The sequence below is a fragment of the Rhodanobacter sp. FW106-PBR-R2A-2-24 genome, from assembly GCF_058789615.1.
The window spans coordinates 2,261,199-2,286,192 of the sequence record NZ_JBYTBV010000002.1 but is presented as its reverse complement, the minus strand read 5'-3'; the positions used below and the strand labels follow the sequence as shown (position 1 = coordinate 2,286,192).

Annotated in this window: 19 protein-coding genes; 11 read left to right on the top strand and 8 right to left on the bottom strand. The window is 67.5% G+C overall.

The window, feature by feature from the left end; genetic code table 11:
- The first annotated feature begins 31 nt into the window (after positions 1–31).
- From AC3WQA_RS11505 to AC3WQA_RS11485, 5 genes are all read left to right on the top strand, one after another.
- Positions 32–1,606 (top strand): sulfotransferase family protein, encoded by a 1,575-nt coding sequence (locus AC3WQA_RS11505; protein WP_492675188.1) that lies wholly within the window; start codon positions 32–34, stop codon positions 1,604–1,606.
- A 298-nt stretch (positions 1,607–1,904) separates the two neighbouring features.
- Complete coding sequence (locus tag AC3WQA_RS11500) at positions 1,905–4,820, top strand: TonB-dependent receptor plug domain-containing protein (RefSeq protein ID WP_492676350.1); 2,916 nt, start codon at positions 1,905–1,907, stop codon at positions 4,818–4,820.
- A 223-nt stretch (positions 4,821–5,043) separates the two neighbouring features.
- Positions 5,044–5,277 (top strand): hypothetical protein, encoded by a 234-nt coding sequence (locus AC3WQA_RS11495; RefSeq protein ID WP_492675187.1) that lies wholly within the window; start codon positions 5,044–5,046, stop codon positions 5,275–5,277.
- 50 nt (positions 5,278–5,327) lie between these two features.
- Positions 5,328–5,987, top strand: a complete 660-nt coding sequence (locus AC3WQA_RS11490; protein WP_492675186.1) for a hypothetical protein — start codon at positions 5,328–5,330, stop codon at positions 5,985–5,987.
- Between the two features lie 9 nt (positions 5,988–5,996).
- A complete protein-coding gene (locus AC3WQA_RS11485) occupies positions 5,997–6,308 on the top strand; it encodes a hypothetical protein (protein WP_492675185.1) in 312 nt (103 codons plus the stop codon).
- A gap of 43 nt (positions 6,309–6,351) precedes the next feature.
- On the opposite strand, the gene AC3WQA_RS11480 is transcribed toward AC3WQA_RS11485, so the two are convergent.
- Complete coding sequence (locus AC3WQA_RS11480) at positions 6,352–7,386, bottom strand: AI-2E family transporter (protein ID WP_492675184.1); 1,035 nt, start codon at positions 7,384–7,386, stop codon at positions 6,352–6,354.
- A gap of 509 nt (positions 7,387–7,895) precedes the next feature.
- Here AC3WQA_RS11480 and AC3WQA_RS11475 point away from each other — a divergent pair.
- The 4 genes from AC3WQA_RS11475 to ubiE all read left to right on the top strand — a co-directional run bounded on the left by AC3WQA_RS11475 (position 7,896) and on the right by ubiE (position 13,732).
- Positions 7,896–8,813, top strand: coding sequence for a hypothetical protein (locus tag AC3WQA_RS11475; protein WP_492675183.1), 918 nt, complete (start codon positions 7,896–7,898; stop codon positions 8,811–8,813).
- Positions 8,814–8,883: 70 nt separating this feature from the next.
- Positions 8,884–11,466 (top strand): glycerol-3-phosphate 1-O-acyltransferase PlsB, encoded by a 2,583-nt coding sequence (gene plsB / locus AC3WQA_RS11470; protein WP_492675182.1) that lies wholly within the window; start codon positions 8,884–8,886, stop codon positions 11,464–11,466.
- A gap of 122 nt (positions 11,467–11,588) precedes the next feature.
- Complete coding sequence (locus tag AC3WQA_RS11465) at positions 11,589–12,950, top strand: metal-dependent hydrolase family protein (protein WP_492675181.1); 1,362 nt, start codon at positions 11,589–11,591, stop codon at positions 12,948–12,950.
- Between the two features lie 29 nt (positions 12,951–12,979).
- Complete coding sequence (gene ubiE, locus AC3WQA_RS11460; RefSeq protein ID WP_492675180.1) at positions 12,980–13,732, top strand: bifunctional demethylmenaquinone methyltransferase/2-methoxy-6-polyprenyl-1,4-benzoquinol methylase UbiE; 753 nt, start codon at positions 12,980–12,982, stop codon at positions 13,730–13,732.
- Between the two features lie 44 nt (positions 13,733–13,776).
- Here ubiE and AC3WQA_RS11455 read toward each other — a convergent pair whose 3' ends face one another.
- The 6 genes from AC3WQA_RS11455 to AC3WQA_RS11430 all read right to left on the bottom strand — a co-directional run bounded on the left by AC3WQA_RS11455 (position 13,777) and on the right by AC3WQA_RS11430 (position 21,041).
- The gene (locus tag AC3WQA_RS11455; RefSeq protein WP_492676349.1) at positions 13,777–14,310 is read right to left on the bottom strand and encodes a pseudouridine synthase; all 534 of its coding nucleotides are present in this window, start codon (positions 14,308–14,310) and stop codon (positions 13,777–13,779) included.
- A 10-nt stretch (positions 14,311–14,320) separates the two neighbouring features.
- Complete coding sequence (locus AC3WQA_RS11450) at positions 14,321–15,973, bottom strand: DHA2 family efflux MFS transporter permease subunit (RefSeq protein ID WP_492675179.1); 1,653 nt, start codon at positions 15,971–15,973, stop codon at positions 14,321–14,323.
- Between the two features lie 26 nt (positions 15,974–15,999).
- The gene (locus AC3WQA_RS11445; RefSeq protein ID WP_492675178.1) at positions 16,000–17,193 is read right to left on the bottom strand and encodes an HlyD family secretion protein; all 1,194 of its coding nucleotides are present in this window, start codon (positions 17,191–17,193) and stop codon (positions 16,000–16,002) included.
- Between the two features lie 10 nt (positions 17,194–17,203).
- Positions 17,204–18,694, bottom strand: coding sequence for an efflux transporter outer membrane subunit (locus AC3WQA_RS11440; protein ID WP_492675177.1), 1,491 nt, complete (start codon positions 18,692–18,694; stop codon positions 17,204–17,206).
- 35 nt (positions 18,695–18,729) lie between these two features.
- The gene (locus AC3WQA_RS11435) at positions 18,730–19,101 is read right to left on the bottom strand and encodes a MarR family winged helix-turn-helix transcriptional regulator (protein ID WP_492676348.1); all 372 of its coding nucleotides are present in this window, start codon (positions 19,099–19,101) and stop codon (positions 18,730–18,732) included.
- A 167-nt stretch (positions 19,102–19,268) separates the two neighbouring features.
- A complete protein-coding gene (locus AC3WQA_RS11430; RefSeq protein ID WP_492675176.1) occupies positions 19,269–21,041 on the bottom strand; it encodes a hypothetical protein in 1,773 nt (590 codons plus the stop codon).
- Between the two features lie 245 nt (positions 21,042–21,286).
- On the opposite strand from AC3WQA_RS11430, the gene AC3WQA_RS11425 reads away from it, so the two are divergent.
- Together AC3WQA_RS11425 and AC3WQA_RS11420 are read left to right on the top strand one after the other, a co-directional pair.
- Positions 21,287–22,537 carry a zinc ribbon domain-containing protein gene (locus AC3WQA_RS11425; protein ID WP_492675175.1) on the top strand — a complete coding sequence of 417 codons (1,251 nt, stop codon included), beginning with the start codon at positions 21,287–21,289 and terminating at the stop codon, positions 22,535–22,537.
- A 13-nt stretch (positions 22,538–22,550) separates the two neighbouring features.
- Complete coding sequence (locus tag AC3WQA_RS11420) at positions 22,551–23,237, top strand: hypothetical protein (RefSeq protein WP_492675174.1); 687 nt, start codon at positions 22,551–22,553, stop codon at positions 23,235–23,237.
- Between the two features lie 54 nt (positions 23,238–23,291).
- Here the strand turns inward: AC3WQA_RS11420 and AC3WQA_RS11415 are convergent, their stop codons facing one another.
- Entirely contained in the window at positions 23,292–24,890 is a 1,599-nt protein-coding gene (locus AC3WQA_RS11415) for a S10 family peptidase (RefSeq protein WP_492675173.1), read from the bottom strand.
- Positions 24,891–24,994 lie beyond the last annotated feature (104 nt).

Sequence of the window (24,994 nt, the reverse complement as noted above, 5' to 3'; positions counted from 1 at the left end):
CTCGCGCCCGCCGGGCCTCCAGGGGAATTCCGTGATCGACTCGACCCGCGCCTTCGCCAAGCTCGTCGCCGCCTTCAACCAGAACGACTGGCCGCGCGCGCGGCAACGCGCCCTGCAGTTGCTCGCCGCCGCGCCTGGCGATGCGCAACTGCTGTTCATGTCCGGCGTGGCCTCGATGCAGCTGGGCCGCCTCGAATCCGCGCTCGACCACTTGCTGCAGGCGAGCCAGCTCGAACCGCGTCGTGCCGATTACGCGGCGCAATACGCCCGCGCGCTGATGCTTGCGCGGCGGCTGCGCGAAGCGCGGCGGGTCGCCGACCGCGCCATGACCCTCGCCCCCCACGACGCGCTGACCCTGGACACGCTGGGCACGGTCTACCTGCAGGCCGGCGCGCCGGTGCAGGCCGCCACCGCCTATCAGCGCGCCGTGGCGCAGACGCCCGGACACGCCCCGGCACACTTCAACCTCGCCGCCGCCCTGCGCACGCTGGGTGACCAGGCGGGTGCCGAGCGCACGCTGGAAAGCTGCATCGAGCGGGATGCGACCCACTGGCGCGCGCACCTGGCGCTCGCCGAACTGTCCACGCAAAGCGCCGCGCACAACCACCTTCCCCGCCTGCAGGCGCTGCTCGCACGCCATGCCGACGACCCCGCCGCGCAAGTCATCCTGAACCTTGCGCTGGGCAAGGAATACGACGACCTGGCCGACTATCGCCACGCCTTCGAGCACTGGCTGCGCGGCAAGGGTGCCGGCTACCGGCTGCGTCCGGGCAGCGCCGCGTGCGACGAGGCGATGTTCGACGCCTTGATCCGAGCCTTTCCGCCCAACCAGGCCATGCCGGCCGATGGCGATGCCAGCCGCGAACCGATCTTCCTCATGGGCCTGCCCTATACCGGCACCGCGCTGCTCGACCGCATGCTCGGCCGCCACCCGGAGGTGAACTGCGCCGGCGAGCTGCCGAACTTCCCCACCCTGCTGCAGCAGGCCACCGGCAGCGCCGGCAACGTGCTGGCCGAAACCGACCCCGCCGCCCGCACCCGCCAGGTCGACTGGCGCTCGCTCGGCACCGCCTACCTCGCCAGCACGCGGCCGGCCACCGGCACCACCGCGCATTTCACCGATCGCCTGGCGCACCACTATCTGTACGCCCCCTTTCTCGCCCGCGCCCTGCCCAACGCCAAGCTGATCTGCCTGCGCCGCGAGGCGCTGGACACCTGCCTGGAAAACTTCCGCCACCTGCTCGGCCAGGCCTCGCCACGCTACGACTTCGCGCTCGACCTCTACGACACCGGCCGCTACTGCATCCAGTTCGACCGCCTCGTGGCGCACTGGCGGCAGGTGCTGCCCGGCCGCATCCTCGAGCTCGACTACGAATCGCTGCTGCAGGAGCCGCAAACCGCCATGCGCCGCGTGCTGGACTTCTGCGAGCTGCCCTGGCACGCGGACTGCGCATCGCCCACCCCCGACACCGACTGGCGCGCGGCGGGCGCCGATCCACTGGGCAGTCCCCGGCTCGCCCCCATCGGCCACTGGCGCCACTACGCCGAGCCCCTGCGCGACCTGCGCCGCCTGCTGGCGCAGGCCGGGCTGGCCACGGCGGAGTAAGCAAGCCGGCGTGTGCCCGATGCCACCCGACTCCCTATTGCCAGCCGGCCACGGCCTCATGCGCCAGAACACTTAAATTTACATATATATCAATAACATGCAACCTAACCATGGCGCGCGTACTATACCGAGATAACGTTATACGTCCGTTGACTCTTCGTTAGAATTTGAAGTAGGGTGACTTCGCGACCATTCCATAAGGCGCAAGTTTCCACCGCCGGGCTTTTGCGAACGTCTACATAGGGGGCGCGCCAAAGCTTCAGCTGTTCACCACGTATGGGAGTCAACCGTGAAACTAATCAACAATCATCTGGCGACGGCGGTACGCATCGCGCTGACCGTTGGCGCGCTCGCCGCCACGGGTGCCGTCTTCGCACAAGACGCCGGCAGCTCGGCAAGCAGTGCCTCCGACCAACCCAGCGCCCAGAAGGCGAAAACGCTGCAGACGGTCACCGTAACCGGCTCCCGTATTCGTAGCGTGGACGTGGAGACTCAGGAGCCCGTCTTTACGATGACCCAGGCCGATATCCAGAAGACCGGCCTGGTCAGCGTTGGCGACATCCTGTCCAACCTTACGGTAGCCGGTGCGCAGACCTTCAGCAAAGCATCAGTGCTGACCTCCAACCCCGAGGAAGGCGGCCAGTACGTCAACGTTCGTAATCTCGGCGAGCAGCGCACCCTGGTGCTGGTCAACGGCAAGCGCTGGGCAACCAGCTTGGCCGGCTACACCGACATGTCCACCATCCCGGCCTCGCTGATCGATCATATCGACGTGCTGAAGGACGGCGCCTCAGCGATCTACGGCTCCGATGCCATCGCGGGCGTGATCAACATCATCCTCAAGGATCACTACACCGGTGCCGAGGCTTCCGCCTATTACGGCCAGAACCAGGCTGGCGACGGTGACAAGGACGCCTACTCGTTCACCATGGGCACTAACGACGACAAGAGCTCGCTGGTGTTCGGTGCGAACTACACCAAGGAAGGCGCGATCTGGGCCAACAAGCGCCATGACACCAGCTTCACCTATGGCCCGAACCACATCGAAGACGGCCTCAGCGGCACCGGTCCGTGGGGGCGTTATCGCCACGTGAGCTCCACCGGTGGCGCCACCGGCCCGAGCATGGTGCTCAACCACACCGGCTCGTGGGACGGCGTTGGTGTCGGCGAGGATTCCCGCAATCCCGCCAACTACCACAACGGCCTGACCACGGACGACCTGTTCGATCCGTCGCTGCAGATGAACCTGGCTGGCTCAGGCCAGCTCAAGTCGATCTTCACCAGCGGCCGCTACGACTTCAACCAGTACGTCACCTTCCGGGCGACCGGCATGTACGCCGAGCGCGACAACACGCGCCAGGTCGCCGGCTATCCGCTGAACAGCCTGACCCAGGCCACCAATCCGGTCTACATCGACGCCAACAGCTACTACAACCCCGAGCCGGGCAACCAGCTGTTCTTCTACCGTCGTATCGTCGAGCTTCCGCGCATCACGACCAGCAACGTCAAGTCCTATCACCTCGATGGCGGCTTCGAGGGCATGTTTGAAATCGGCGACCACACCTGGAACTGGGATGCTGGCGTCAATTACAACAAGTACAATGCCGTTGAGCTCGGCTCGGGCAATATCAACCTGACCAACCTGAAGGCCGCCTTGGGCCCGTCGTTCCTGAACGGCGACGGCGTCGTGCAGTGCGGCACGGCCGCATCACCGATCCCGCTCTCGCTGTGCACGCCGTTCAACGTCCTTGGCGGCCCCAGCGCCTCCACGCCTGCGGCGCTGAATTTCGTCAACAGCCACAGCATCAGCACGCTGCAGAGTGTGTCGAAGGACTACACCGCCAATATCACCGGCGGCATCTTCGACCTGCCGGCCGGCGAATTGGCTTTCGCGGCGGGTTTTGAGCGCCGCGAGCTCAGCGGCTACAACATCCTCGACCAGCTGGTGGCATCGGGCAAGACGACGGATCTGGCCGGCGGCAACACCTACGGCAAGTACAACACGAACGAGGCCTATGCCGAGTTGAACGTGCCGCTGCTCAAGGATCTGCCGGGCGTGCAGTCGCTGTCGGTGGACATCGCCAGCCGCTACTCGCACTACAGCAACTTCGGCGGCACTACCAACAACAAGTACAGCTTCCAGTGGAAGCCCATCGCCGACCTGATGGTTCGCGGCACCTACGCCAAGGGCTTCCGTGCCCCCACGCTGGATGACATCTCCGGCGGTGGCTCGCAGTCGTTCGACTACTACACCGACCCGTGCGACACCAGGTTCGGCGCGGCGGCATCCAACGCCACCGTGGCGGCCAAGTGCATCGCGCAGGGCCTGTCGTCGACCTTCCGTCAGCTCGCCACCACGGGCCTGCCCATCAGTGCGCCGGAAACGCAAAGCACCACGGCCTTCAATGCCGGCGTCGGTAACGCCAACCTGAAGCCTGAGCACTCCACCAGCAAGACGGCCGGTTTCGTGTACAGCCCGTCCTGGCTGCCCGGTTTCGACGCCAGCGTCGACTGGTACAAGGTCACCATCTCCAACGATATCACCGCGATCAGCGCAGACTACGTGCTCAACCAGTGCTATCTGGCCAACTCCACGACCTACTGCGGTCAGTTCAGCCGCGACCCAGGCACGGGTCAGGTGGTTGGCCTGAACCGCGGCAACACCAACATGGGCCTCCTGTCCACCGAAGGCTGGGATTTCGGCGGCCACTACCGCTTGCCGGACTTTGGCTACGGCCGGTTCGTGGCCAGCCTTGACGCCAACTACCTCAGCGCCTACAACACGCAGAGCACGTCGGACGCCAACGTCGTCGGCTCCGCGGGCAACTGGAGCCTGCCGCGCTGGCGCGCCAACGCCGGCCTTGACTGGTCGATGGGTAACTTCGGCGCCACCTGGTCGCTGCGTTACTACGGCGCCTTCCGCGACCTGTGCTGGGACGACTCCGACCCGACCGCGCCCATCGAGTGCAACCAGCCGTACTACAACGGCAAGAACTGGGGCACCGGTGCCAACCGCAAGGGCGCCAGCGTCTACCACGACGTCCAGTTCCGCTACAACACACCGTGGAATGGCAGCGTGCAGGTGGGCGTGAACAACCTGTTCGACAAGAAGCGTCCGATCACCTATTCGGTGGCCAACAGCAGCGCGGCTTCGTACGACCCGGCGCTGGATATCGACCGCTACTTCTACGTGCGGTACAACCAGAAGTTCTAAGCCACCACGGCAAGACTGTTGAGAAACAGCCTGTGAGGCGAACCACGGATGGTTCGCGCGCCGATCAAGTCCGCAAGCGCTTGATCGGCGCGCCCAGGTCAGAGACGACCAGGGTCAATACGTCGGGAAAGAGCACGACTGCTCTTTCCCGACACTATTTGGGTGCAAGACGCAGACGCACAATTCAAATTGCGGCCTCCAGTCCGCACGAAGGGAAGCAAAGATGAATTTCCGATGGATTTTGGCTACTGGCCTTCTCGCCACGAGCTTTTATGCGCAGGCGGCAGACAGCACCGTGTGTAACCGGTGCGGCACCGTCGAACTGCAAGGCAAGGCCCGCGATCTTGGCAATGGCGATCATTACCTGTTCGACATGACCTACCGCAAGCTGACTCACTTGCGCGTGACCGGCATGGCATCCCCATGCTCAGGGCTGCTGCCGCAGCAAGCCTTCTGACGGGTCAAGCTCATGTGGACAACATCCCCATCACGCCTGACGAACAAGCCATGTTCGACACCACGCAGGCAATTTACGACATCAACGGATCACTGGACGTCAAGGCACAGTCATCCATCGTCGTCACAAAGACCGGAGCATCCGCCAGAAGCCAAGGTTTGGAATCGGCTGCCGATCAGCCCAGCGCAAGCAAAACCATCACGGCATTCGACGCGGTTGCCAACAACCACTATATGCAGCTCGCCATAGACCAAATGACCGACTGGGGTCATGACTTCTTCGGTACTTACGCTACTTACACACGGGTGCTGCTCGCAGACCTATCCACCTTAGCCACAAAGGTGGTTCCACTTTCGCCGACAACCATTACAGATATGCTGATTTTTCCCGATGGCAGCAGTGTCTTGGTTCGCTGGAACTATACGCTTCAGCGTTACGAGTACCTCCCTGGCTCGGCAAAAGACAGCGTCGGTAATCCCATCCCGGTCAGCCAGCAAGAGGTCACGGGTGGCGCGTCCTACAAGGAATATACCTTTCCGCCAACAACGAATGGTCTGCTTGCAGGCATCAGCCAGATCGAAAACCTTGATCGCATGGGCGTACGAACCAACTTCCCGGCCGGCGTCACCCTCAACGGCTGGTTTATTATCTCTTGCACGAATATAGGCACTGGGCCGGTATGCACGATCGTACACAACCGTGGCGATTGATGGGTGAGAATGATCATGTCCTACGGCATCCCGAACTTCCTTCGCTCAGTCCTGCTTTTCCTTGTCACTACCACCGCCTTGAAGGTTTTTGCTCATGGCTTCTTTATGCAGGGAAAAGGCACGCTCCCAGTCGGCGCATTTGTCTTGGTCGGCGGTTTTTTCCTGCTCTTGCTTTTGGCCTCGCTGCAGATATTTCGCAGGTGCCCAAGAGCCGCTGCAGAACTCAATGGCTGGAGCCGCCTGTTGCTGACCTTTGCCATGCTGGAGTCCATCCTTGGCATGGCTTCTCCAATGATCCCGTCGCTGCGGCAGATGCTATGAAATAGCCAGGATTTGTTTATTCCTCCAACGCTATTGCACTTCTTCACACCAACCCCGCCGCCTCCAGCTCCGCCTTGAGCCAGGCATAGGCAACCGGCGCCACGATCACCCCGGGCAAGCCGAAGGCGGCCTCCAGCAGCAGCATGGCGATCAAGAGCTCCCACGCACGCGCATGGATTTGCGCGCCGACGATGCGGGCGTTCAGGAAATACTCCAGCTTGTGCACCAGCACGAGGAAGCCCAGCGCGGCCACCCCCACCCCCAGCGACACCGACAGCGCCGCGATGGTGATGACGGTGTTGGAGATGAGGTTGCCGACCACCGGCAACAGGCCCACCAGGAAGGTGAGCCCCACCAGGGTCTTGGCCAGCGGCACATGGATGCCCAAGAGCGGCAGCATGCCCAGCAGGAAACCGGCGGTGAGCGTGGTGTTGATCAGCGAGATGCGCACCTGCGCGAACACGATGTCGTGAAAGGCGCGCGCCAGGCGCTGGCAACGCTCACCCAGCACCACCGCCAGCGGCCCCTGCTGGTGCGGCGGACGGGTGCGGCCGAGCGCCACGATGGCCCCCAGCACCAGGCCGATCAAGATATGCACGAAGGCGCGGACGGCCTCCTTGCCGGCCAGTTGCAAGGCCACCGCATGCTTGCGCGCCAGCTCCACCACGCCATCGCGCAGATCGTCCACGCTGTCGGGCAGATGGTTGACCAGGGCCGCCGGCAATTGCGCACGCGCCTTCTCCACCAGCGGCATCAGCTGCTGCTGCCAGACCAGCTCCGGATTGCCCAGCTCACTGCGGAAAAAGCCTACCGCGCCCAGGATCAGGGCAATCAGCAAACCCACCACCACGATGCCCAGGGCGGTGACCACCACCATCCGGGCGCGGTCGCCGGGGATGCGCCGCCCCAGCAACGGCACCATGGACTGCACCAGCTCGAACACCAGGAGCCCGGCCAGCAGCGCCGACACCAGATGCAGCATGAGCACCAGTCCCAGTGCCAGCGCCGCCAACACGTAACTGGCCGTGCGCAGGGCGGGCGTGCCGGCACGCGGCGCGGCAGGCAGGGGTATGTTCATGCAGGCTCCATCGACAGGGATCGCCGCCAGTCTGTCAGCCGGCGCATGACGCGGCCAGTCCCGCCAGCCCGTGGCGCCACGCCGCCAGCGGAAAGCCTGCTGCGCGATCGCCCTCATCAAGACAGAAACTCATACATTGAAATACATTCGACTCAACATGTTGCATGATTTAGCGAAAGTGTTGCCTTAACTCGGGCACCGGGTTACCATGGCCCCGCCTTCCTGCTGCTGACGATTTGTTTCCGCAGTGAGGCCATTTCCCTTCCGGCCTGGCCGGATTACCCCGTGAGGCCTCGCCCGCGGGGTTTTTCTTTGTTTATGCGTTCGTCCATGAACGCGGAAGTCAAACGGGCGGCCATCCTTGGCCGCACTTTCCATGGGTGGCTGCGTTCGGCCTTCTGAGCCAAAGAGCACGCGGGGGGGGCGCAAGACTTTGCGCGTCGCCCTTGCCCGCCCATCGACGCAGCGCTTACCCTGACCAGCTCCCCACGCTGTCACGCGAGCCCCTCATGCGCCTGCGCCACCTTCTGCTCCCCCTGCTCGCCACCCTGGCGCTGGCCGCCTGCCATGGCCGCGACGAGGCCGCACAAGTGGGCGGCAGCACACCGCTGGCGGCGGTGCAGAGTTCGATCGACCTGCTCAAGACCGGCGACTTCAACGGCCTGTGGAAGCACGCGCTGCCGCCGGCCGACTACGCCACCCTGCGCGCCGACTGGAGCCGCCGCAACGCGAACCAGCCGCCGCCCGATGCGCTGGAGCAGGCGAAATTCGCCGCCGCCATGCAGCAGCTCACCGCGCCCGACGCGCAGGACAAGCTCGACGCCCAGCTGCAGCCCAAGCTGGCCGCCATGACGCAGCAGTACCAGGACCAGCTGCCGGTGCTGGTGGCCATGGGCGGCGCTTTCCTCAAGAACGGGGTGGCCCGCAACCAGGCGCTGGACGACGAGCAGCGCGCCCAGGCCGATGGCTTGATCGACGCACTGACGCCCTGGGCGCAGCAGGCGCCATGGTTCGATCCTGGCCACGCCAAACAGGCCGTGGCCACCGTGGTGGCCACCGCGCGCAAGCTCGACCTGAAAAACGCCGACGCCCTGCGTGCCATGGATTTCGACACCGCCATGGGCAAGCTGGGCACCGGCTACACCGGCCTCAAGCAGGTGCTGGCCATCTACGGCCTGCCGGTGGACGAGGCGCTGGCCTCGGTCAAGCTGAGCACGCCGGCCAGCCAGGGCGACCACGCCGTGGTGAAGGTGGACTACACACTCCTGGGCAAGCCGCTCTCCGCCGAAACCCGCGTGGTGAAGCTGGACGGCCGCTGGTACAGCGAAGCGCTGATCCGCAACGTGCGCGAGGCGCACGCCCGCCTGCTGCCGGCAGGCGCCGGCCAGGGTCTGCCGCAAGCCGGCCGCGCGGCCAGCGCGCACTGATCCCCACCGCGCCCGGCACGCGCCACGCACGGCGGCGTATGGCCAGCGCCTGAGCCACTACAATACGCGGATGCCGAACTTTCCCACCGTCGAGCCCTCCCGTCGCCGCGCGCCCTGGTGGTTCCAGCTGGCCGGGCAGCTGCTGCAGCCCTGGGTGCGCCTGCGCCGCGATCCGGCCGAGCCGGCCAGCCTGCTGAAGGCCGGCGTGCCGGTGTGCTACGTGATCGAGCGCGACGGCTTCTCCGACGCGCTGATCCTCGACCGCGCCTGCCGCGAGGCCGGCCTGCCCAGCCCGCTGCAACCCTTGGCCGGCACGCGCCGCAAGCGCTCGGTGTTCGCGCTGATGCGCCGTGATGGCTGGCTGCTGGGCCGCAAGCGCCACCGCTCGCCGAACGAGCCGCTGGGCCAGCTGGTGCAATCGCTGGAAGGCCGGCCCGAGCGCGACATCCAGATCGTGCCGGTGTCGATCTACGTGGGCCGCGCGCCGAACCGCGAATCGGGCTGGTTCAGCGTACTGTTCTCCGAGAACTGGGTGATGGTGGGCCGCTTCCGCCGCCTGCTCGCCGTGCTCCTGAACGGTCGCGACACCACCGTGCATTTCGCCGCGCCGGTGTCGCTGCGCGAGGTGCTGGCCGAATCGGGCGAACTGGCGCCGCCGCGCTTCGCGCGCAAGCTGGCGCGCGTGCTGCGCACCCACTTCCGGCGCATCCGCGCGGCGGTGATCGGCCCCGACCTTTCGCACCGGCGCACCATGGTGGACGACGTGCTGCGTGCCGAGCCGGTACGGGCGGCGATCGCCGCCACCGCCGCCAAGGAAAAAATCGGCACCGCCAAGGCTTGGCGCCGCGCGCGCAAGATGATGCTGGAGATCGCCGCCGACTACTCGCACCCGGTGGTGCGCTCGGTGTCGTTCCTGCTGTCCAATTTCTGGAACAAGCTCTACGACGGCATCGCCATGCACCACTTCGACAAGGCCCGCGCCGCCGCGCCGGGTTACGAAGTGATCTACGTACCCAGCCATCGCAGCCACGCCGACTACCTGCTGATGAGCTACCAGCTGCACATGTCCGGCGTGGTGGTTCCGCACATCTCTGCGGGCGTAAATCTCAACATGCCGGTGATCGGGCCCATCCTGCGGCGCGGCGGCGCGTTTTTTCAACGCCGCACCTTCAAGGGTGATGCCATGTATTCCGTAATTTTCAAGGAATACATGGCACAGCTGATCGACCGCGGCGTGCCCATGGAGTACTTCATCGAAGGCACGCGCTCACGCACGGGCCGCCTGCTGGCTCCGCGCGGCGGCTTGCTATCGATGACGGTACGCGCCTTCCTGCGTGCACCGCGCCGGCCGGTGCTGTTCCAGCCGGTATACATCGGCTACGAGAAACTGATGGAAGGCAAGAGCTACGCCGGCGAGCTTTCCGGCAAGCCCAAGGAAAAGGAAACCCTGTTCGCGCTTGTGCGCGGTATCGGCAAGCTGTTCAAGCAGCACTACGGTCACGTCACGCTGAACTTCGGCGAGCCGATCGGGCTGACCCCGCTGCTGGAAGCCGCCAGCAACGATTGGCGAGACGCCACCCACAACCCAGACATCAAGCCCGGCTGGCTGAGTGAAGTGATCGACCAACTCGCCGAGAAGATCCAGGTCAACATCAACCGCGCCACCGACGTCAATCCGATCAACCTGCTGGCGCTCACCCTGCTGGCCACGCCCAAGCACGCGATGGCCGAGAGCGACCTCCTGGCGCAACTCGAGCTCACCCGCTCACTGCTGCTGGAACTGCCCTACTCCGACCGCGTCACCATCACGCCGATGGACCCGCCGGGCATCATCGCCTACGGCGAGCAGATGGGCTGGATCCGCCGCGTCAAGCATCCGCTGGGCGACGTGCTCGACGTGGAAGCCGAGCCGGCCGTGCTGCTCAGCTACTTCCGCAACAACGTGCTGCATCTGGTCGCCGCCGCCGCCTGGGTGGCCGGCTGCTTCCTGAACAACCGGCGCATGTCGCGCGCCTCGGTGCTGCGCCTGGGCCGCGCCATCTACCCGTTCCTGCAGGGTGAGCTGTTCCTGGCCTGGGACGCCGACGGCTTCGGCGCGCACCTGGACGCCACCATCGACTTCTTCGTGCGGCGCGGCCTGCTCGAAGCCGTCGGCGACGGCCGCGTGCTGGAGCGCGGGCCCGGCCAGGACGACAGCGCCTTCCAGCTCAAGGTCATCGCGCGCAGCCTGATCCAGGCCTTCGAGCGCTACTACATCGCCATCGCCGCGCTGGTGAAGCACGGCCCGCACGTACTCTCCGGTGGCGAGCTGGAAACCACCTGCACGCTCACCGCGCAGCGCCTCGCCCTGCTGAACGAGCTCACCGCGCCGGAATTCTTCGACAAGGCGCTGTTCCGCGGCTTCATCCAGAAACTGCGCGAACGCCGCATCGTGTGGAGCGACGAGAACGGCAAGCTCGACTACGACCAGGCGCTGGAAGACATGGTGCGCGACGCGCGGGTGATCCTCTCGCGCGAGATGCGCCACGCCATCCTGAAGATCACCCCCGGCAGCGGCAAGGACGCCACCGGCGACGAGCCCGGCGAGGACGGCAAGCTGCACGAACGCCACGTCGCCGCCGAGCAGCATGCCCACGTCACGCACGAGGACTGACCGGGGTATCAGGGACGTGCCCCGTCCCTGATACCCCGGCCCACCGGGACGTTTCCCGGCCGCCCACTGAAAGCACGGAAAATCGCGGTTAGCATGGCGGCTCCACCCTCGGGGAGATCGCCATGCCCACACGCCTGCTCCTGGCTGTCGCCGTCGCCGCCAGTACCCTGCCCGCTGCGCTGGCCGCCGAAGCGCCCGCCGCCGCCAACCGCGACGTCACCGTGCTGCACTGCGCGCACCTGCTCGACCCCGCCGCCGGCAAGCTCCTGGGCGAAACCACGCTGGTGGTGCAAGGCCGCCGCGTGAAGGCCATCCAGAGTGGCCGCGCCGACGCCGCGCCCTACCGTGCCGACGCCGAAGCTGCCGGCGCGGGCTTCACCCAGGTCGAACTACCCACCGCCACCTGCCTGCCCGGCCTGATCGACACGCACACCCACCTTTCCCTTGAAACCAGCCCCACCGGCTACTCCGACCAGTTCCGCTGGAACACCGCCGACTACGCGATCCGCTCCACCGTATACGCGCGGCGCACCCTGCTGGCCGGCTTCACCACCGTGCGCAACCTCGGCGACGGCCACAACGAAACCATCGCCCTGCGCAACGCGATCAACGCCGGCATCGTGCCCGGCCCGCGCATCTACACCGCGGGCAAACCCATCGGCAGCACCGGCGGCCACGCCGACCCCACCGACGGCTACCGCAGCGACCTGGCCGGCGACCCCGGCCCGAAGGACGGCATCATCAACTCGCCCGCCGACGCGTGGAAGGCCGTGCGCCAGCATTACAAGGACGGCGCCGACCTCATCAAGATCATGCCCTCCGGCGGCGTGCTGGACGAAAGCGCCAGCGCCGACAACTCACAGATGACGCTGGACGAGATCAAGGCTGTGGTCGCCGCCGCGCACGACTACGGCTTCACCGTGGCCGCCCACGCGCACGGCGCCGAGGCGATCCGCCGCGCGGTGCTGGGCGGGGTGGATTCCATCGAGCACGGCACCTTCATGGACGACGCCGACATGCGGCTGATGAAGGAGCACGGCACCTGGTACGTACCCACCATCATCGCCGGCAAATACGTCGAGGAAATGGCCGCCAAACCCGGGTACTACCCGCCGCAGGTGGCCGCCAAGGCACGCCAGGTCGGCCCGGTGATCCTGGCCACCGCGGGCAAGGCCTACCGCGCCGGCGTCAAGATCGCCTTCGGCACCGACGCCGGCGTCTACCCGCACGGCGACAACGCAAAGGAATTCCAGTACCTGGTGCAGGCCGGCATGCCGCCGATGGCGGCGCTGCAGGCCGCCACCACCCATGCCGCCGAGCTGCTGCACAAGCAGGATGAACTGGGTCGCCTCGCTGTGGGCCGCGTCGCCGACGTGGTGGCCGTGCCGGGCAATCCACTGGACGACATCACGCTGATGCAGCGGGTGAGCTTCGTGATGAAGGACGGCCACATCTACAAGCTGGACGGCCACGCGCAGCAGTAAGTCCGCCCCGATCGGCTACCATGCCCGCCATGAACGAGCAGCCCCAGACCACCCATTTCGGTTACCGCGACGTGCCGGTGGCCGACAAGCAGAAGCTGGTCGGCCAGGTGTTCACCTCGGTCGCGTCGAGCTACGACCTGATGAACGACCTGATGTCCTTCGGCATCCACCGCCTGTGGAAACGCCACTTCGTGGCGGTGAGCGGCGTGCGCAAGGGCGACCGCGTGCTCGATCTCGCCGGCGGCACCGGCGACATCGCCGCGCTGCTGAAGCCGGTGGTGGGCGACGCGGGCGAAGTGGTGGTGGGCGACATCAACGCCGCCATGCTGGGCGTGGGCCGCGACCGCCTGACCGACCGCGGCCTGGTCGGCGGCCTGCGCTGGACGCAGCTCAACGCCGAATGCCTGCCCTTCCCCGACGCCAGCTTCGACGCGGTGACCATGGCCTTCGGCCTGCGCAACGTCACCGACAAGGACAAGGCGCTGGCCGACATCTGCCGTGTGCTCAAGCCCGGCGGCCGCGCCCTGGTGCTGGAATTCTCCCGCGTGCAAAGCGAACTGCTGGGCAAGCTCTACGACTTCCACTCGTTCCAGGTGCTGCCCAAGCTCGGCCGCCTGTTCGCGGGCGACGCCGACAGCTACCAGTACCTGGCCGAATCCATCCGCAAGCATCCGGATCAGGCAACCCTGAAGGGCATGATGGAACGCGCCGGCTTCGACCGCGTCGAGGTGCGCAACCTCTCCAACGGCATCGTGGCGATCCACCGCGCGTACAAGTGCTGAACCGCGCGCTGGCGGCGGCGCGCCAGACCCCGCCAGCCGCGTCGCTAGCTCACCACCCGCAGTTGCCCCGGCCGCAACCCATCCAGCGCGTAGTCGCCGATGCGCAGGCGGATCAGCCGCAGCGTGGGAAAGCCCACCGCCGCCGTCATCCGGCGCACCTGGCGGTTGCGGCCTTCGCGCAGGGTGAGCGTGAGCCAGCTGGTGGGAATGGCTTTGCGAAAGCGCACCGGCGGATCGCGCGGCCATAACCAGTCCGGTTCTTCGGCATGTTCGGCGGGCGCCGGCAAGCTGGGGCCGTCGTTCAACAGCACGCCGCGCCGCAAGGCGGCCAGCGCGGCGTCGGTGATCGCGCCATCCACCTGGGCGAGGTAAGTCTTGGGTTGCTTGTGGCGCGGATCGGCGAGGCGATGCTGCAGGCGGCCATCGTCGGTGAGCAGCAGCAGGCCTTCGCTGTCGTGATCCAGCCGGCCGGCCGGGTAGACGCCCTTTTGCGCCACATGGTCGGCCAGCGTGGGGCGGCCGCGGTCATCGCTGAACTGGCAGAGCACGCCATAGGGTTTGTTCAGCGCCAGCAGCATCGGCATGCGCTCAGTGGCCGCCACCCGCCGCCGGCCCCGCCTTGGGCGCGAACGGCGGCTTGGCGAGGAAGATCACCACGATCAGCGCGATGAAGACCCAGCCCAGCACGTGGAAGACCTCGTTGAAGGAGAACTGGAAGCCCTGCTGGGTAATCATGCCGTTCAGCACCATCGCGCCGCGCTGCGGATCGCCATGGCCGATCTGCTGCAGCGCCGATTGCGCCACCGGATTGTAGGGGTTGATGTGTTCGGCCAGCTGCTCGTGGTGGGTCACCGCGCGGCGCGTCCACAGCAGGATGGTGATCGAGGCGGAGAAGCTGCCGCCCAGGGTGCGCAGGAAGGTGGCCAGGCCCGAACCGGCGGCGATCTCGTTGCCCTGGAGGTCGGAGAGCAGGATGGTGAGCGTGGGCATGAAGAACAGCGCCACCCCCAAACCCTGCCACAGCTGCACGACGGCCACGTGGTAGAAGTCGATCTGCAGATAGAAGTCCGAACGCATGAAGCAAGTGCCGCCCATCACCAGGAAGGACGCGGCGGCGAGCAGGCGCAGATCCATGCGCGTGGCGTACTTGCCCACGAAGAAGGTGAGCAGCACCGGGATCACGCCCAGCGGCGCGGTGGCGAAGCCGGCCCAGGTGGAGGTATAGCCGAGATTCTGCTGCAGCCACAGCGGCACCAGCAGCGCGATGGAGAAGAACGCCGCATAGCCCAGCACCATCGATAGCGTGCCAGTGGTGAAGTTGCGATGGCGGAACAGCTTGAGGTCGACGATGGGATCGTCGTCGGTGAGCTCCCAGATCAGGAAGATCGCCAGCGCGATGGCCGCGACGATGCTGGCGCCGATGATGAAGTTGGAGTTGAACCAGTCCTCGTCGTTGCCCTTGTCCAGCACGATCTGCAGCGCGCCGACGCCGATGACGAGGGTGACCAGGCCCACGTAATCCATGCGCGGCCGTTCGAGCTTCTCCGGCTTGTCGCGCAACTGGTTGCCCACCACCATGCTGGCGAAGATGCCGATCGGCACGTTGATGAAGAAGATCCACGGCCAGGAGTAGTTGTCGGTGATCCAGCCGCCGAGGATGGGGCCGGCGATCGGCGCCACCACGGTCACCATCGACAGCAGCGCCAGCGCCATGCCGCGCTTGTGCGCCGGGTACACGCCGATCAGCAGGCTCTGCGTGACCGGGTACATCGGCCCGGCCACCGCGCCCTGCAGGGCGCGGAACAGCAACAGCATGCCCATGCTCTGCGATACGCCGCACATGAAGGAGGCGGCCGAAAACAGGATGGTGCACCACATGAACAGCTTCGTCTCGCCGAAACGGCGGGTCAGGAAGCCGGTCAGCGGCAGCGAGATCGCCATGCTCACCGCGAACGAGGTGATGACCCAGGTGCTCTGGTCGTTGCTCACGCCGAGGTTGCCGGCGATGGTCGGCAGCGACACGTTGGCGATGGTGGTGTCCAGCACCTGCATGAACGTCGCGAGCGAAAGCCCGAACGTGGTCATGCCGAGGTTGGGTGGGCTGTAGTGGGTGCTCATGGAACCGTGTCGGTCGTGGTTTAGGCCTTCCCCTCCCCCGCTTGCGGGAGAGGGTGTCCGAAGGGCGGGAGAGGGTGCGGGCGAAGCGAAGCGACCGGTACGCCGAACCTCTCCCCAACCCATCCCCCGGAGAGGGAGGGGCTAGATGCTTACTTGGAACCGCCCGCCATGTTGGCGTGGATGATCTGCGCGATCAGCGCATCGGCCTTGGTCGCCTGCTTTTCGTAGACATCGGTGCTGAAGGCCGGCTGCGCGGGCGGCTGCTGCGCCAGCATCGGGCCGCTGCGGTCGTGCAGGTTCACCTCCACGTCCAGCGACATGCCGATGCGCAGCGGGTGCGCGTCGAGCTGGGCCGGGTCGGCAAACACCACGCGCACCGGGATGCGCTGCACGATCTTGATCCAGTTGCCGGTGGCGTTCTGCGCCGGCAGCAGCGAGAACGCGCTGCCGGTGCCGATGCCGAGGCTCTGCACCTTGCCCTGGTAGCTCACCGCGCTGCCGTAGACGTCCGAATGGATGACCACCTTCTGGCCGATGCGCATGTGGGTGAGCTGGGTTTCCTTGAAGTTGGCGTCGATCCACACCTGGTGCAGCGGCACCACGGCCAGGAGCGGCGCACCCGGCGCCACGCGCTGGCCGAGCTGCACCGAGCGCATCGCCACGTAGCCGGTGACCGGCGCCACCAGCGTGGTGCGCAGGTCGTCGAGATAGGCGGCGCGCAGTTTCGCGGCGGCGGCCTGCACGTCGGGATGCGAGGCCACCACGGTGTCGTCCACCAGCACCTTGCTGGTCTGGTACTGCTGCTGGGCGGCCACCAGCGCGCTCTGCGCGGCGGTGAGTTCGTCGCGGGCGTGCGCCAGCTCCTCGGCCGAGATCGCGCCGGACTTGGCCAGCCCGGTGCGGCGGTCGACGTCAGCCCTGGCCTTGGCCACAGCGGTTTCGCGCGCCGCCACCAGCGCCTGCTGGCCGTTCACGCTGGAGTACAGGCCACGCACCTTGCGCACGGTGGCGGCGAGGTTGGCCTTGGCCTCGGCCAGCGCCACGTCGGCGTTGGACCGATCCAGCTTCACCAGCACGTCGCCCTGCTTCACCAGGTCGCCGTCGTCGGCGCCGATGGTGACCACGGTGCCGGGGATCTGCGGCGTGAGCTGCACCACGTTGCCGCCCACGTAGGCGTCGTCGGTGCCCTCGTACCAGCGCCCGTCGAGGTAGTACCACGCCGCCCAGGCTACGGCGGCGATCAGCAGCACCGCGAACAGGGCACGCAGGAGAAAACCGCGACGCTCTTTGCGCGGCACGGGGTTGGCCACGGGGGCGGCCGGCGTGGGATGGGGAGTGGACATGGGGATGCCTTCAGGAATGCTTGGCGGGGAATGAAGTGGCGGCGGTGGCGGGCGTGGCGGACGGGCGCTCGCCATCGTGCGGTGCCGGATCTTGCGGGCGGTAGCCACCGCCGAGCGCCTGGATCAGCTGCAGGGACTGGTCGGCGCTTTGCGCGGCCAGCGCGGCCATGCGCTGTTCGGCCAACAGCAGTTGCTGACGCACGCCGAGCGACTCGAGATAGCTGCCCACGCCGGCGCGATGGCGTTGCTCGGCCAGTTGCCAGGCCTCCCGGGCGGCCGCCAGCGCGCGTTGCTGCGCGGCCATCTGCTGCCCGAGCGACTGCTGCGCATCGACCTCGTCGGCCACTTCGTTGACCGCGCGCACCAGGGCCTGGTTGTACTGCGCCACGGCCAGTTCGTACTGCGCATCCTTGCCGGACAGGTTGGCGCGCAGGCGGCCGCCGTCGAAGACGGGCAGCGACAGCGACGGCGCCACGTTGTAGAAGCGCGCCGGCAACTGGAACAGGTTCTCGCCGCCCAACGAAATCAGCCCGGCCATCACGCCGAGGTCGAGGTTGGGCAGGAAGGCGGTCTTGGCGGCCTTGATGGATTTGCCGGCGGCCTCGACGCGCCAGCGCGCGGCGGTGAGGTCGGCGCGGTGACCGATCAGCTCCACCGGCAGCGCGGCCGGCACGGCAAGCACGGCGGGCGCCAGCGGCTGCGGCCGGGCGATGGCGCGGCCGCGATCCGGCCCCTTGCCCAGGAGCACGGCCAGCGTGGTCTGCGCGGCATCGATGCCGCGCGCGGCCACGGCGAGCTGCTCCTGCGCGCCGGCCACCGCGGCCTCGTCGCGCTGCAGCTGCAACTGGTTGTCCAGCCCCGCCGCCACGCGTTGCACGGTGAGCTTGCGCACGGCTTCGGCGCGCTGCATTTCATCCTGCGCCAGGTCACGCTGCGTATACGCCTGGCCCAGTTGCACGTAGGCGCGCGCCACGTTGATGGAGAGCTCGATGCGCGCGGCGCGGGCGTCGACCTCGGCGGCGCGCGCCTGCCCCACGGCGGCCTCCCACGCGGCGCGCTTGCCGCCCCACAGGTCGACCTCCCACTTGAAGCTGCCGTAGACGTATTTGGCCGCGCCAGCATGCCCGTTGCCCAGGCCAGGCACGGTGGTGGGGATGCGCGCCTCGGCCACGCTGGCGCCCACGCCGACGCTGGGTTGGCGCGCGGCATCGGCGAGTCCGGCCAGCGCCTGCGCCTGGTGCGCACGCGCATCAGCTTCGGCCAGCGAGGGGTTGTCGGCCAGCGCTTCGTGGATCAGCGCGTCGAGCCGGGCATCGTGCAGCCCGGCCCACCAGTCGGCGGTGGGCCAGGCCGCGCTGGCCGACACGCCGGCGAGGCTGTGCGCGGTCTTCAGCGCGGCGGGGTCAAGCGGCGCGGCGTGCGGATGCAGGTTGCCGTCACTGGCGCAACCGGCCAGTGCGAGGGTCAACCCGACCATTGCCGCAAGGGGATGCAGACGCATGGGCTTTCGTACTCGAAACGGGGATGGGGTGGGGTTCAAGCCTTGTCGCGCAGCGCGTGCAGCACCCGCTCCAGGTAATCGTGCAGTTGGTGGCGCTCTTGCGCATCCAGCGAGGCCTGCGCCGCGGCGAGCACACGCTCGTTGCAGCCGGTGAGCCGGTGCCAGAGCGCGTCGCCCTCGGCCGTGAGCTCGATGCGCAGTGCGCGGCGATCCTGCTCGTGCGGGCAGCGGCGCAACAGGCCACGCTGTTCCAGTTGGTCGAGCTGACGGGTCATCGCGCCGCCATCGAGCTCCACCGCGCGGGCAAGTTCGGAGGCGCTCATCGGCCCCAGCCGGGCCAGCCGCTTCAGTATCAGGAACTGGGTGAAGCGCAGGTCCAGCCCCTTGGCGGCGATCTCCGCCTCCATGGCGCGCACCAGCTCGCTGCGCACCAGGCCGAGCAGGATGCCCAGACTTTCGCGGGAATAGGAGGGCGCGTCAGCATGCTTCATGGCCGCGCATTCTATTGCCCGAAATATATTTGTCAAGGCAAATATGTTTCAGGTTTATTTTGCCTCGGCAAGGCTTGTACGGCTCACGCTCCGATGGCGAGCGGCTTGCCGCAGTGGCCACAGAAGCGGTCGCCGAGGTTGATGGCCTCCCGGCAGGACGGACAATGCGCCGCGACCGGCGGCGGCGCGCCGCCGCCCTGGATCGCCGTCATCATGGCCTGCGGCAGGCCGGCGCTGTTGCCCGGCCCACCCAGCGCATTCATCGCGCCCAGGATGGCGCCCTTCTGCATGTCGGCACGCGAGGTGGGCGCCACGATCACGCTCTGCTGCTGGGCGAATTCCACCAGGTGCGCGGCCAGCTGGCGCGCGTAGTCGGGCACGCCGCGCAGGCCCACGATGAAGCGCTGCGCGTTCTTGCCGAAGATCACGGTATCCAGTTCGGCCGCCCACACGCGCAGGGTCATCGTCTCGATGTTGATGAGCTGCTTTTCGGTTTTCACGCGGTCGGTGAAGGTGTTGCCGAAGTTCATCTGCGCCGACTGGTAGTTGCCCTGCATCTCCACCCACACCAGGCGCGAGGTGAAGTCGAAGCGACCCCACAGCACGTGTCCGGCCTTCAGGCAGTAGAAGCCCACCACCAGCATCGACAGCCCCAGGGTGAGGGTGGAGAACAGGTGCTTGTCCATCGCCTCGGGCTGGAATTTCGCGCCGAACATCGCCAGCCAGGCGACGCCCAGCACGACCAGCGCCAGCCCCAGCACGTCCAGCCAGGCGATGAAGCGGAAACGCGGCAGGGCGAAGGCCGTGACCGGATCGACGCGGCGCTGGCCGACGCCGGGCATCGGCTGGGTTTCCTCCACCAGCTCGGCGGCGAACATGCCCGCGCCATTGCCGATCACCGGCATCTTGCGCGCGTAGCGCCGGTTCGGGATGCGCTCGACCCAGGTGTCCTGCAAGGTGCGGTCCAGCTCGTCCATCAACTGCTTGGGGTGGCAGTTCATCGACAGGCTGGTCTGTTCGCGCGCCATGTTGGTGGGCGGCAGGCCCACGGTCTGGTGCATCAGCGCGACGAAATACAGCCCCACGCCGAGCAGTGCGGCGAGCAGCAGGAACAGCGTCTGCCCGTTCAGCGACAGCCAGTCCAGGCTGGGCAGGCCGGGCGCCACCAGCGGCAGCAGCACGGGCACGAAGATCGCCGACAGGATCAGCACCACCAGGCCGCGCATGCCCACCTCCGCGCGCGCGCCGGCGCCGCTCTCCAGCGGCCGCACCAGCAGCAGCACGCTGAAGCCGAAGTAGAACAGCCCCATCCAGTCGGCCGCCTTGCCGGCGCCGAAGCCCAGCCAGGCGACCAGGAAGGAAAGCAGGGTCACCACGATGGCGATGGCGGTCTGGAACTGCCGCTGGGCAATCCACTGCACAGGCAGCGGCGCGAAGATCAGCTCGCGTATCCATGCGTACAGCAGGCCGTTCAACGGGCCATGCGGTTCGGGGTATTTGAGCGCGTTCTGGCGCAGCGTTTCCTTCAGCTCATCCGACCTGTCGCTGCGGCCATCGGCGTCGGGTGCCAGCTCGCCCGCCAGCCCGTCCGGCCGGCTGCGGCCGAAGAAGAAGCGCAGCTGCAGCAGCAACTGGCGCCCCTTGTTCAAGCCGGCCAGCAGCACGCCCACGCCCAGCAGCAAGGGCAGCACACCGTGCAGGCCATGCCCGGCCGCGATCGCACCGCGACTGAGCAGCAGCAGGCCGATGCCGCCCAGTACCAGGACGGCGCTGGCGGCGGCGAGGAACCAGTTCTCCGCGTAATACGGATTGGGAAAGTCGAGCTGGCGGCTTTCGGCGTTGTATTCGTACGACATGCGGGCGGCTCTCCGGTGACGGCAGCGACAGCACGCAGCCGTCGTCCTTGTATCCGCCTGCACTTTTCTGCAAGCTTGACGGGCAGTCAAGCATCGCGCCGGCCCGAGAGCCTGCGCACAGGGGATACCGGGATGGCATCACCACGCACCGCGCATCGTTTGCATGACGTCCGCCGACCTCGCGCCGACCCGCCGCGCCACGCCGTGTCGCGCGGCGCCGTGTTCCCAGCCCCGGAGCTCACCTCATGAATTGTCCCGCCTGCGGACAGGCCAACCCCGACGGCAGCACGTTCTGCCGCGCCTGCGGCGCCACGCTGGCCATGGCGCCGGTCGCGCCACCTTCGGCCATCGCCGAGGCCGGTTGGCGCTGCCCCGCCTGCCAGCGCAACAACCTGGCCGGCACCCGCTTCTGCGCCGGTTGCGGCGCACCCGCTGCAAGTGCCGAGACAGCCGTCGCGCCGCCGGCCACGTCCAGCATCGCCACCGGCGCGGCAAGCCAACCGCCAGCGCCCGCGAACACCGATGCCACCGCCACCGGTTGTCCGCACTGCCATGCGCCACGCCCGCCGGGCAGCCGCTTCTGCAAGGCTTGCGGCCAGCCGTTCGACGAGGCAACCACCTTGCCGCTGTCGACCCTGATGCCCGCGCCGCCGATCACGCCACCCATGCCGGCGGCCAATCACACCGAAATCCCTCTACCGGCCGCCGGCATGCCGCCCGGCGAAGCGGACGCCACCGTCGTCGTGCCACCGCCTGCCGCGCCTGCAACCCCCGCAGCTCCCGCCCGGCAGCATTCCGCCACACCCGCCAACGCGGCCGCCGATGGCGGCGGCAAAAAGGTCATCTTCCTCGTGCTCGGCGGCGCAGCGCTGCTGGCCGGCCTCGGCGCCCTGGCCAGCTGGAAACTGCAGCAGCGCGGCGCACCGGCGGAGCAGGCCGCCAGCCTCGCGCCCGCCGTCAGCGACACTGCGCCAACCACCGCCGCGCCGACGAACATCACCACGCCACCGGTGGCGGTCACCACTGCCACCGCGCCCGCCACGCCTGCCACCACCCCGGCAAGCCCGGCCCTTGCCGCAAGCGCCCCGGTGGCGACTCCCGCCGCCGATCTCGCGAACATCCCGCCACCCGCGCCCATCGCGAGCACGCCCGCGCCGGCGTCTGCTCCGCCACCTGCCCCCGCACCCGACCAGGCCAGCGCTCCCGCACCAGCGCCCGCCAGCGCGCCGCCGCTCAGCCGCCCCCTGCCCACCCGCCATGTGCACGCCAGCACGCCCGCGCCGCCGGCCGCCCCGGCGGCACCATCGCGCAGCGACATCGCGCTCAAACTGGTGCGCGAGGGCGAGGCCGCCTTCGGCCAGCAGAATTACAGCGTCGCCATCGCCAACGCGAAGGCGGCGCTCGCGGTGGAGCCGGACAATGCCCGCGCCAGCCACCTGCTGCAGGAAGCACAGCAAGCCCAGCAAAACGCCATGAACAGCATCTCCATCCAGTGAAGGGAGTACCGCCATGAACGCAGACATCCGCCACGCGAAACCGCTCGCCGTCCTCGCCGCCAGCCTCGCCATGGCGCTGGCCGCCGGCTGCGCGCAGATGCCGACACAGTCTTCCGGCGACGGCCAGGCCAGCGACGGCAGCCGCGCCGCGGGCGGTTGCAATCCGGTAGCGGCCGGTGCGGTGGGCGCGCTGGCCGGTGCCTTCTTCGGCAAGGGCAAGGGCCATATCGCCGGTGCCGCGATCGGCGCCGGCATCGGTGCGCTGGCCTGCATGGCCTACAACTACCACGCCCGCAAGGTACGCGATGCCCAGGCGGTGGAGGCCGACTACACCCGCCGGCACGGCAAGCTGCCGGCCACCAACACGGTGTCCTCCTACGCCAGCTCGTTGCAGCCCTCCAGCACGGTGCAGGCCGGCAAGCCGGTGGAGATGCAGTCGCAGATCGTGGTGTTGAACGGCAGTCGCGCCACCGCGCCGCAGCTGGCCGAGACGCTCACCCTGTTCGGCCCCGACGGCAAGCAGCTTTCCAGCGTCACCAAGCAGGCCGCCGACATCAACGGCAGCGGCGAGTACCAGACCTCGTTCAACTTCAACCTGCCGCCAGGCATCCAGGACGGCCGCTACAGCGTGCACTCCACGCTCACCATGGATGGCAAGCAGGTGGGCAGCAACGAGATGCCGATGCTGGTGGTGGGCTGACGGGCGCGGTGCCGATGGCGGCCAGGCCGTCGGGAGACGGCCTGGCCGCTTGCTTCAGTGCCCCACGTGATCGGTGCTGTCGATGAACTTCGCCACGTTGTCGTGCAGCTGCTTCAGCGACGGCTCGTGCGCATACACCATGTGGCCGGAGGGATACCACGCGTAGCTGATGTTCTTCTGCAGCGCGGCGGGTACCGGCAAGTGATCCATCTCGTAGATCGCCGCGTAGAACGGCGTGGCGAGGTCGTAGTAGCCGCCATTCAGGAAGACCTTGAGATTGGGGTCGGTCTTCATCGCCATCGCGAGGTCGGGGATCACGTTGGTGGACTGCTGCAGCGCCCGGTGGCTGCCCGGCACGCGGTGCGACATGTCCCAGTGGCTGATGTCGGCATATTCGCGGTAGGTCTGGCCGGCGCCGAATTTCAGGTCCTTGCGCACGTAGTCGTTCCACGCCGCGATGTAGGCCGAGCTGATCGCGGAGGACTGCGGGTCGTAGAACGCATCCTTGCCGAGCGGGTCGAGCGAGGGGCCGGAGAAGCGCGTGTCGAGGCGGCCGGTGGTGGTGTCCGCATCGGCCTGCAACTCGTGCTCGAACATGCCGCCGGAGACGCGCAGGTCGGCCTTCAGCCAGTACGCCACTGGCAGGCCGGTGTACTGGTGGAGCTTCTGCGCCACCGCCTGCTTGCGCGCCTCGTCCAGCGTGTTGCCGGCCATCAGCGCCTGCGCGTATTCGCCGGTGGCGAAGGACTCCACCTCTTTGAGCAGGGTTTCCACGTCCGCCGGCGGCGACGGCAGCTTGTGGTGATACCAGGCGGTGGCGGCATAGGTGGGCAGCGCGAGGACGTAGGGCTGATCCACGCCGGGATTGGTCTGCGGGCCGTCGACGCTGTTGTCGAAGGAGAGGATCTGCGAGAGCAGGATCACGCCGTTCAGATCCACGCTGTCCTCGTTGGTGAGGATGTTGGCCACCACCGCCGAACGGGTGGTGCCGTAGCTCTCGCCGAACAGGTACTTCGGCGAATTCCAGCGGCCGTACTTCGACAGGAACTCGGTGATGAACTGGGCGAAGGCCTGGCCGTCGCCGTCAACGCCGTAGATCGCCTTCTCGCGCTCCTTCATCTGCGCGGCGCGCTTGGTCGGATCCTTGTCGTCGGCGATCAGCCGGCTGAAGCCTGCGCCCGGTGCGTCGATGAACACCAGATCGGAGGCATCGAGCAGGCTGTAGTCGTTGTTCACCACCTGGTAGGGCGCGGCCGGCGTGTGGCTGTCGTCGGCGGTCACCACGCGCATCGGCCCGAACGCGCCCATGTGCAGCCACACCGTGGCCGAGCCGGGGCCGCCGTTGTAGATGAAGGTGACCGGGCGCTGCTTCGCCGGCACGCCCTTCTTGAAATAGGCGGTGTAGAACATGCTCACCGTGGGCTCGTGCTCCTTGTCGCCCTTGCCGTGCAGCACCAGGGTGCCGGCCACCGCCTGGTAGGCGATGCGCTTGCCTTCCACCGACACCGAACCCTCGGTCACCGAGGACTGCGGTTTCACCAGCGCCGCCTCCGGCGCATCGGTCGCCGGCGCCGGCTTCTTGTCGGTGTCGGCGAACGCCGCCGTGCTGATGAAGAGGGCGGCCACGGCCGCGGCGAGAGGAAGCTTGCGCATGAGTGGAATCCTCGATGATGGCGGGCGCACGGGCGCCGGGGAACCTGCAGCATGCCGGCGCCGCCAGCGGGCCGCATGCCCCGGAAGTCACGCCCGGGCGGCCG